The sequence below is a fragment of the Halolamina salina genome (assembly GCF_042678005.1).
GTDB classification, from domain to species: domain Archaea; phylum Halobacteriota; class Halobacteria; order Halobacteriales; family Haloferacaceae; genus Halolamina; species Halolamina salina.
This window is the reverse complement of the sequence record NZ_JBHUDH010000060.1, coordinates 1-9,527: the sequence shown is the minus strand read 5'-3', so window position 1 is coordinate 9,527 and position 9,527 is coordinate 1. Positions and strand designations below refer to the sequence as shown.

General features: G+C 60.9%; 12 protein-coding genes. All 12 read left to right on the top strand.

What is annotated here, in order from left to right:
- Positions 1–96 precede the first annotated feature (96 nt).
- On the top strand, positions 97–507 hold the full coding sequence (locus ACFR9S_RS06955; protein WP_049991466.1) for a hypothetical protein: 411 nt from the start codon (positions 97–99) through the stop codon (positions 505–507).
- Positions 508–600: 93 nt separating this feature from the next.
- A complete protein-coding gene (locus ACFR9S_RS06950) occupies positions 601–1,401 on the top strand; it encodes a hypothetical protein (protein ID WP_379818329.1) in 801 nt (266 codons plus the stop codon).
- Positions 1,394–1,618, top strand: coding sequence for a hypothetical protein (locus tag ACFR9S_RS06945; RefSeq protein ID WP_049991465.1), 225 nt, complete (start codon positions 1,394–1,396; stop codon positions 1,616–1,618). Before ACFR9S_RS06950 ends, ACFR9S_RS06945 begins: the two co-directional genes overlap by 8 nt.
- Before the next feature lie 33 nt (positions 1,619–1,651).
- Positions 1,652–2,539: a hypothetical protein gene (locus tag ACFR9S_RS06940; RefSeq protein ID WP_049991464.1), complete on the top strand. Its 888-nt coding sequence runs from the start codon at positions 1,652–1,654 to the stop codon at positions 2,537–2,539.
- A complete protein-coding gene (locus ACFR9S_RS06935) occupies positions 2,532–2,735 on the top strand; it encodes a hypothetical protein (protein WP_143067760.1) in 204 nt (67 codons plus the stop codon). Before ACFR9S_RS06940 ends, ACFR9S_RS06935 begins: the two co-directional genes overlap by 8 nt.
- Positions 2,736–2,738: 3 nt before the next feature.
- Positions 2,739–2,999, top strand: a complete 261-nt coding sequence (locus ACFR9S_RS06930; RefSeq protein ID WP_049991463.1) for a hypothetical protein — start codon at positions 2,739–2,741, stop codon at positions 2,997–2,999.
- Positions 3,000–3,001: 2 nt separating this feature from the next.
- Positions 3,002–3,490 carry a hypothetical protein gene (locus ACFR9S_RS06925; RefSeq protein ID WP_049991462.1) on the top strand — a complete coding sequence of 163 codons (489 nt, stop codon included), beginning with the start codon at positions 3,002–3,004 and terminating at the stop codon, positions 3,488–3,490.
- Positions 3,487–5,586, top strand: coding sequence for a hypothetical protein (locus tag ACFR9S_RS06920; protein ID WP_049991461.1), 2,100 nt, complete (start codon positions 3,487–3,489; stop codon positions 5,584–5,586). Before ACFR9S_RS06925 ends, ACFR9S_RS06920 begins: the two co-directional genes overlap by 4 nt.
- Before the next feature lie 324 nt (positions 5,587–5,910).
- Positions 5,911–6,162: a winged helix-turn-helix domain-containing protein gene (locus tag ACFR9S_RS06915; protein WP_049991460.1), complete on the top strand. Its 252-nt coding sequence runs from the start codon at positions 5,911–5,913 to the stop codon at positions 6,160–6,162.
- Positions 6,155–7,123, top strand: coding sequence for a hypothetical protein (locus ACFR9S_RS06910; RefSeq protein ID WP_143067761.1), 969 nt, complete (start codon positions 6,155–6,157; stop codon positions 7,121–7,123). Before ACFR9S_RS06915 ends, ACFR9S_RS06910 begins: the two co-directional genes overlap by 8 nt.
- The gene (locus ACFR9S_RS06905) at positions 7,120–8,694 is read left to right on the top strand and encodes a hypothetical protein (protein WP_049991458.1); all 1,575 of its coding nucleotides are present in this window, start codon (positions 7,120–7,122) and stop codon (positions 8,692–8,694) included. Before ACFR9S_RS06910 ends, ACFR9S_RS06905 begins: the two co-directional genes overlap by 4 nt.
- On the top strand, positions 8,694–9,527 hold an 834-nt coding region (locus ACFR9S_RS06900), incomplete at its 3' end, for a hypothetical protein (protein WP_379818328.1). The genes ACFR9S_RS06905 and ACFR9S_RS06900, both read left to right, overlap by 1 nt.

Below are 9,527 nucleotides of genomic sequence, written 5' to 3'. Positions count from 1 at the left end.
GTCTCGGCGCGTAACGGACGCACTGTTTGCTAACTGATTCTGCGTTCGACCCGCACAGGCAGTCTTGCACTGGTTCGACTCCAGTGGCGGGTCCTTATGGCAACGCACGATCACCACGAGACGCTCGAACCGACCGAGACCGACCGCGATCGCGGACGGGCACTGGTCCCACGACTTCGCGAGGCCGGGCTGACGCTGTTCGATGCGGCGACGACGTCGCTGGATCTGCGGCCTAGTCCATCGGTCTGCCCCGATGGGGACTGGCTCTGCGATGAGGACCTCCCGCTCCGCAAGACCTGGTCCCGTCGCGGCCAGGCCGACCACATCCAACTGACTTCGGGCGGGCTCTCGGGACTGTGGACGGTCACGCACCAACTCCCTGACGGCCGATCCGAGGTGATCGCGTCGGACCTCGAGCGCGAGGCAGCCTACGCGCGCGCAGAACAGTACATGGCCGATCTCGATAGCGTCGCGCGGGCGAATCGGACCGGACGAGCGGCGGAGTAAGTAATGCAGTGCGGCCCAGCGGCCGGGACTGGCGTTCTGCAATGCGGGTTCGATTCCCGTCGGTCGCGTGCCCGGTCTCCTACCGGGCCACCAGTGGGGCTCGAGGGCGCTTTCCTCGCCTCTGGTCCTTCGCCCCCTCTCCCAACCGACCCCCCACCCTTCGTTTTCAGTACAAGACCAACCATGAAACTCAAAGATCCACACCGACGACGAGTCCTGCGGCAGACCGGCGCCACGCTCACGGCGATTGGGACTGCCGGGCTCGCAACGACGACCGCCAGCGCCCAGACCGACGACGACAGCCCGCCGGGTGGCCTCCTCGCAAGCGGGTTCGACGTCGGCAACGGCTCCATCTTCGCGTTCCTTCGAGGTTTCCGAAGTGCCCGCCAGTCGCCGCTCGCACAGACACCGTCACTCGAGAACCTCGCCGACGGGATGCGAAACGAGTTCGTCGCCAACGAAGAGCACTGGATCAACTACGGCAATTGGCTCGTCTCGGAGCACGACGAGGTCGAACCGCTCGGGACGACGACGCTCCAGGTCGACGTGTTCGAGTCGACCATCCGCGGAGAGGGCGACCGCGTCGAGACCGTCATCGAAGCTGAGTACGACGACTCGACAGAGGAGTTCACGGCGATCGACTGGCGGATTGAAGCACCAGAGAACCCTGATTATCAGGTCGGAATCAAGGATTCTCACGCCCGGCTGGCCGACGACGACCTCATGGAGTACCGACGCAAGTTCATCGACGAATCGGGCGACGGGAACCACGCAATGCCCGACGGTGAATACGTCGAAGAACTGAAGGGCCGCTACTGGGACGGCATTACGATTGGCCCCGACAGCAAGGGCGTCCTCGAGATCCTGGTCGGAGAGGTGAGTTCTAATGGTTGATATCGTCAAAGAAGCCCAAACGCAGATCGCCAACGCGATCGGCACCGGCAGCCCGGAAGAACAGATCATCGGCTCGGTCGTTCTCGCGGCGTTCGTGATTATGACCTCGAGTATCGGACTCGTCGGGACACTCATCCTCGTGCCGGTCGTCCTGCTGTTCGCGTTCCTCGGCTTCCTGCGGCTCATTCCAGCCGTCGACGACCGGTGGCCGCTGTGAGGTAATCCCATGACTCGCATTCGATCCTTGGTAGTGGTTGCGCTCCTCGTCTGTTCGCTGTTCGCGCTGCCGGCGCTGGCAGCCGACGGGACGACCGACGAGCACGTGACCGATATCGGGGCACAACACGACCTTGACTCCTCCGACGCCGTCTCGGAGTTCAACAGTCAGGGTCACACATCGACGAGACTCACTCGAATCGATATGACCGCGACCGTGGCAACGCAGAAAAGCGAGGTCGGCCTCGAGCACAAACTCACGCCGACCGACGCCGTCAACGACTACCTCCGGCTCGAGTATAACGAGGAGGCGACGCGCACGGTCCGCATCCTCATCCCAAAGGAGTATTGGACGCCGTACAAGCAGGAGGGCGTCGAATCAATCACGACAGACCACACGGCGACGTTCGAACCCGCCCGCGGCGGCGAGTACACGTCGGTCGTCCTCGAGTTTGACGGCCCGGCCGATGTCGTCCTCCCGGCGAAGTGGTACGACTCGATGAGCTACAAGGCCCTCGAGCGCGTCGACCAGCGGATGAACAAATCGGTCGGCGTCACACTTCGAGGCGACGGCTCGCAGTGGAACTACGTCACGGCAGACGAGCTCACATCGGGGCCGGGCTACGAGATCGGTACGCATTCCGACCAGCTAACCGTCCAGTACGACGCGACGCCAGACCAGCCCGAAGAAACGTGGATCAACGCGCCGCAGGGTGAATCCATGCGTCAAGACCTGTATTACTACACGCGAGACTCAGAGAACAGCACCTCGTACATCGTCTCGAAAACCGAGGACCCGCCGACGGTCCGATACAAGGTCAACGCGACATTCATGGACCGCCTTCGTGGGAATATCCGAGATATCCAGTTAATCCCGGATCGGTTTCAGGATCTCTTCGACGGAGGTGATCTCTTTGGGTAAACTACTACCAGACCCACAAATCGGCGGCATCGGCGGGATGCTCCTGTGGCTCTTTTTCATCACCATCGCGCTGACGTTCCTGTTGACGACCGGTCTCGCATCGGTCCTAATCGTCGCCGTTGTGTGGGGAGCAATCCTACTGGTGTTGTACTTCGTCCTCTCGAGAATCCTGTTCCGACTCAAGCGGGGAAGATAAGCGATGGATGCCGGATTCATCTTTCCCGCCGTCGCGACGGTGCTACTGACGCTGTTGGTGGTCTACCGCCACGGCGAGGCCGTCGAATCGGCGTACAACACGTTCGATTTCCTCCGCCGAGTTGTCGGTGCGATACTTATCGTACTGATTGCGTTTACGTTCCTCCGCAGCGGGAGCACGATGCTCTTTCTGATCGCCCTTGGCTTGATCGCCTTCGCGACCATCTGGTTTGCGGTTGAACGCCCCGACAAAGCACTCGTCTAACCATGCCACTCCATAGAGACCCACGCGACCGACTCGATGCGATCGAACGCGAACTCGATCGTGACAGCGTCGACCCCGAGGTGCGCGATCGCCTCGAGAACGAACTGCCGGAGGTGTACCAGGAGTACATCTCGTTGCAATCGGACAAAGCGTTCGACCAGCACGTCGCCAAATACGTCAGCGAAGCCTACGCGGAGAAACAGCGCGGCAATCGTGGCCCACTGTGTACGTGCTCAAACCCGACATGCCCGCTGACGAACGGCAAAATCCCGGCAAAGATCCGGTACAACGGCGACTCGGTCCTGCCCCAGAAAAGCGGCCGGAAGCGTGCCCTCGAGTACATCCACCGCCACGCCGGCGCCGAGGTGCTGCACGAAGTCCTCGATGCGTGGGACCAACGCGAGGGGAAACTGCATCGGCAAATCTCGAAGATCCACAACGAACTGCTCGAAGACCGTGCGTCTGAGCTTCGCGAGGTGCCAACTCAATGAGCAAGGCCTACGACACTGGCCCAGCCGTCACCGGGCCGAACGTCCTGTCCTATCACGAGTTTCGGACCGACGAGGAACTCGAGAATCGGCAGAAAGCGATCCGCCAGCGGATTCGGACGGCGATCGACGACGGCCACGAAGCCCAGTCGAAAGGCGAGTACGGCCAGCTTGCACGAATCATTTCGGCGGGCCTGCTGCCAGTGCTGGATATCGATCGGTACAGCCTGCGGCTGTACGACGAACGCCTGCACGACAGTCCCTACGGGTGGCATATGACCGCACTCTCGCGGTTTTTCGAGAACCAAGACCGCTATCTCACACCCGAATCCGTCGACGGGAGGGAATGGTTATCTGCACGCTCGAACCGGGGGGAAACGCCCGAAGAACACCGCCAGCGCATCCTCGATGGTGTGTTTGAAAGCCTCGAGAGCGCGGCGATCATGGAGGGCTACCTGCCCTCGCGCCTCGAGAAACAACAGCCGGTGTATGGCTTTTCGATGCAACTCGGCGAGCGGTACGTCCGGCCGGATTCGACCGCCGGCGGCACGCTTGACATTCGCGATACCGACGACGAGCTGAAAACGATCCTCTGTGCGGGCTCGAAAGGGTCGGGCAAGTCGACGGCCGTCGAGTCAATGGTGCTCGACTCCTATGCCAACGGCCACAAGATCGTGGACCTCGTCGACTTCTTCAAATCAGAGAACGCGACCTACGACCTCCCCCAACAGGAGCCGACGAACGCGGATCTGATCGAAGCCCGCGAGGCGATGGACCTCGGTGCCGGATTCGAGGACTGGGACGAGCGGCCGAACCTCGAGATCATGGCGCCACTCTCGCCCGGCCTCGAGAAAATGCAGGTGCCGTACAACGAGGACAGCGACGAGCCGGTGATGCGGCCGTTTACAATCCCGGCGTCGGATCTGACCTTCCGACAGTTGGTGATGCTGTTGCACAACACGACGCCGACTCAGGAGAATCACCTCCGATCGGCCCACCAGAAGCTCGTCAACTCCGGGCGCGACTGGACGCTGAAAGACGTTGCCGACACAGTCCGAAACAAAACCGGCGCGGGTGACTCGGTGTGCGATCGCATCGAGACGGCCCTCGAGACGGCACAAGGCAAGTCCTTCATCCGGGATAAGGAGTGTGAGCACCAACTCGACTGGTCAGACATCATGCAAAACGAGGACGTGATTACCTCGTTTACCGTCCACACCATCCGCGAGCCCTCGGACCGGCTACTGGTACTGTCGTACCTACTCGACTCGGTCTACGACGCCCGTGAGCAACTCACGCGGCACAATCTGACCGAGAACTTCGCGCCGATGACCATCGTGATGCGCGAGATGCACAAGGTCGCACCACGGAGCAAGTCCGAACAGGAGGCAGAGAGCACGATGGAGGGCTACATGATCGATACACTCTCAGAGTTGTTCGCGCTGGCCCGCCACGCGAACACCGAGATTATCGCGGACACGCAGGAGTTCAAACAGCAACTCTCATCGGAAGTATCCGGGCTGTTCGACCACATCTACTGTTTCCAAAGCCACGTCCCCGACGTGAAAAATATCTTCAAGACGCGACTCGACGACACCGACCCGGCAGAGACGATCGCCCAGTTCGAACAACCGGGGAAATGCGCGCTTGTCAACGAGGACGGCTACACCATGCCGATTCAGTTCGCGCCGCCGCCGTGTCACCACCTCGAAGCCAAAGAGGACGGTAGCGGCCTCGGAATGCGGGCTCGAGTCGACGAGACCGGCGAGAAGCTACTCCCGGCGCCGTGGAACGCGAACGTCCCGGCACGGCTCAAGTTCGACGACACGCCGGACGACCCGGTCGCGGAGTTCTGCGAGAAGTTCATCGACCAGACGAACGACATGAACGACTACGCAGTCAAAGAGTACATCACAGACACGTACAACGAGTGGGCGAAAGTCCAAGACAAGAAGATTATGAGCCACGACAAGATCCATCGGCGCGTAAAGAACCACTTCGACCTTGGGGACGACACTGATGCGAAGCCAACTGTCGACGGTGAGCGGAAGTATGCTCACCGGACACTTGTGCTTCGTGGCGAGGACGTTCCAATATAGACCACGGCCACCAAAGGCTACCACAGGCCTATCGCGTCGGCTACCTAAAATCGCAAGAGGAAGTCGGGATGCCCACCATGTCTACCGGTCTTGGCCCTGAGCGATAGTCCTGTATATTGGAAAGCGCGCGCATTACGCCCGCGGAATCAAATAGTACAGCAAAATTTCATGAAACGCGCCTACGCACACGTGAGAAGCAACTCCACCGACCGACCGCCGCCAATCGACCTCGAGCCGTCGTATCGCAATTCCAACTAACGAATTATCAACATCGCAATTCCCGATCCAGTGTTCAATCAATGAACCAACCAGCATCCGCTCCGCATGGATCAGACTACCACAATCAAGACGAGCCGGATCAGCATCGAACTGAGGGACGTCGACGAAGAAATACTGTGGCTCTTGCTCGAGGGCCGCTGCACGCCGCGCTACCTTGCCGGCGAGATCGGCGTCGTCCAACAGTACATCTCGCAACGACTCTCGAGACTCGTCGAGAACGACGTCGTCACGAAGGTCGATCGCGGACTGTACGAGCTGCCCGACGAGTATCGCCAGGAGGTGACGGCCGATGAGTGAGACCACGTCGCCGGGCTCGAAGTTCAACCCCTTCAACTGGCCAGACCACCTCCGACAGCGCCGGACCAAAGACCCAGACGAGCCGTCAGCTCGAGACGTTCATGATCCCCATACGTGGGAGGACCCGGACCCGTCGATCCGCGAACGACTCACGCCGAGTACGGCCGCCCAGTGGCTCTTACTCGGTGCTGGCCTCTTACTGTCTGCTGGGTTGGTCCTGTATCTGTATCCGATATTTGGAACGACGTTCAAGAATCCGCTGGCGCTTGGTGCGTTCGGATTCCTGTCTTACAGCCTCTTGGTGTACCTGAAAGGCCGGCAGGACGGCATTCAAGCCTACATCGACATGGCAAAGTCGCTGGTCTACTACGGCGACGACTTCGATCTCCGCCTTGGGGAAGAGCAAGGCGAGCAAGCCGGTCGGTCGCTGTTTTCGCCCTACGTCGATCTCTCCTATGGTGGCTTCAACTCCCGCCCGCTCAAGAAGCGAGACCTCCCCTACGAGGCGTCGAAACTCCGGTCGAACCGGAGCGACGACGCGGGCGAGGAACCCGTCGTTGATCGACTGAACGCGACGACGGTCACGAAAGAGACCGACAACTTCGGCACGGTCATGTTCACCCACGCCTCGGACCTCGAGTACGACGAGTTCGGGCTCTACTCGGATCGCTATACGCCACTGCCGAACGAAATGGACGAGGATGTCGTCGACAACGTGAACCAGCTTATCGACAGTCTCGAGCACTCGATTAAGACGCTTGACCAGAAGGTCGACATGTACCAGGAATCCAACGAAGAGCTTCGTAACGTCAAAGAGAGCCAGACCGCGCCGCAACTCAAAGAAACGCTGCAACTGCTGGGTATGCTCCGTGGGATGTTCGACCAGGACGGCCGCCGAACGACGGACGTGGAGGACTTCGAGAACCCCTACGACAAACTCGAGGAGGAGATGAACCAATGAGACGCATCACCACGGCCCTGCTTGCACTGCTGGCGATCTCGTCGCTGCTCGTCGCCGCGTCGGGGACTGCCTTCGCGGATGAACGAGCGGAGGTAACGGTCTCGCAACCGGACTACATCGACGCTGAGGTCTCGACCGACCGCGCCGAAAACGCGACCGTCTACCACGCCCACGGCCCCGAACAGACGCTTACACTCGAGAATGCGAACTACTCGAACGTGACCGACGTCGGAGTCCTCGACGGCCCCGGAACGATCGAACCGAACGACGCAACCGAGACGTTCACGTTCGATCCGCAGGGCAACGAGGCAACGACACGCGTCTATTTCGACGTCCGCGAGAACGGCGCAACGACGCGGTATATCGCTGATGTTCGCGTCTCAGACGTTGCGTGGGCGCACGTTCCCCAGAGTAAGTACGACGACCAACAGGACGAACTTTCAACGTGGGAATCAGTCAAACGCGACGCCCAGAACATCGCACCCGGGCAGGACCCAACGGAGACGATTCGGAGCGGCCTCCAGAAAGAGGGTTTCTTCGCGTCCCCCGGCCAGTCGTTGCTCAACGACATGATCGGGACGGTGACGATGCTGTTCTGGACGCCCGGCGGGCTCGTCATCGGCGGTCTGATCCTCGCGATTGTGGTCGTCTCGATCGCGAAACACTACCGCTACCGGAACCGCACGCAGAAACAGTTCGCCGAACTCGAGGAAATGCAACGCGAGATCGACGACGCGTGGCTTCAGAAGGCTCGAAAGATCATCCCGCAGATGAGCCTCAACGAGATGTTCCCCGACCACATCGCCCGTGCACTCCGTGACCACCTTGGTCGGAACACGTGGCTGGCGTTCAAGCAGTACAGCCTCTTCCGGTCGCCGGCGTCGGTCAAAGGAACGATGCTCCAGATGATGGCCCAGGTCGGCTACGTCGGCCGCCTCGAGTACGACGAAAACGGCCAGCTTATCGAGGCACGTGCGGTGAAAGGCTCGCTCGAGGACGATGGTGACGATGACGGAGAGTCGATCCCGATCTCCGACGGCGGCGAGCGAACCGGCCACGTGGAAACGTTCGACCTCTCGAATCTCGAGTACGAAAACGACCGTGCTCGCGAGATTATCGAGATGATCCCGGCCGACGACCTCGATGAGCGCGTGTTCGACGAGGAGATCGATATCTCGCGGGTCAACTTCCCGATCGACAACGACGAGGTGAGCGACGCCGAGCTGATCGACGAACTGAACCCCTCCTTCCCCGGCGACTTCGAGGACCGCGAACAGTACGCTCGCGTCCTCGCTGAACTCATGCAGTTCGTCGCCGACCACGACACGTACACCGACGACGAGGGCAACGTCCGCCGGGAGATGGACCTGCTGTCGTTCCTGATGGAGATGGATACAATTCTCCACGACGAGGCAGACTTCCCGCCCGCGTACATGTACCAGAAAGAGTTGCTGTGCGCTGCTGAACACATGGACAAAGGTGAGCGACTGAACGAACGCGTCGAATCCGCCGAACTCGACGGCGTCTCGAGTTCCCGAATCAACCTTGATGGCGTCGGAGGTGCTGACTGATGGTCCTGCGGCTACTCGAGAAGAGTGCACCGGTGAAACTCGAGGGAACGGACCGCTTTGCCTTCCGTTGGGGGCTGGCGTACATCATCTTCTTGCTGGCCGCCTCTGCGGCCCTGTTGCGTCTCCTCGGGGGCTCGAGTACTGTCAGCCAGTGGCGGACGGCCGTCTCGTGGCTCGCGTTCGCGACGCTGATCTTCTTCATCGCCGCGGCGAACAGCTACCTCAAGTACGACGCGACCGACGAACGCGAACGCGACCACCTGCGGGCGATTCGGCCCCAGTTGATCAACGTCTCACCGACGAAACTGACGATTCACCGAAGCGAATCCCTCGCCGGCTATCACGACCGGATTCTCGGGCTGTTCGACGGCGAACGGCCCGACGACGTCGCGACGGTCCGTGAATCGCTTGCAGAGTTCCGCCAGGTATGGGACGAACGGACCCGTGTCCTGCCGGGGCTTGCCTCGAAGTTGGCCTACGAGGGTGCCTTTATCCTCGTTGCTGGGTCGGTCCTGTACCTCCCGATATCGTGGTGGTCTGGGGGCGAATCAGCCGGCTTCAACATCACGCTCGAGCCGGTTGTCTCACTCCTTGGGACGCTTGCGACCGCGTTCCCCGGCTCGGAGGTTGCCCTTCCGCTTGGCCTGTCGCTGGTTTTGCTCGCCGGCGAAGCGCTGTACCGGCACTGGTTGGCCCTGTCGCTCACCCTCTTTGCCGGCGCGGCCGTCATTACGTGGCTCGACCGTGTCACCGCCGAGGATCTGGACGTAACGCTGTACCCCGACCGACGGGTCGCGGCCAGCGGCCTGGTCGGTGTCCTCGCGATGATCTAC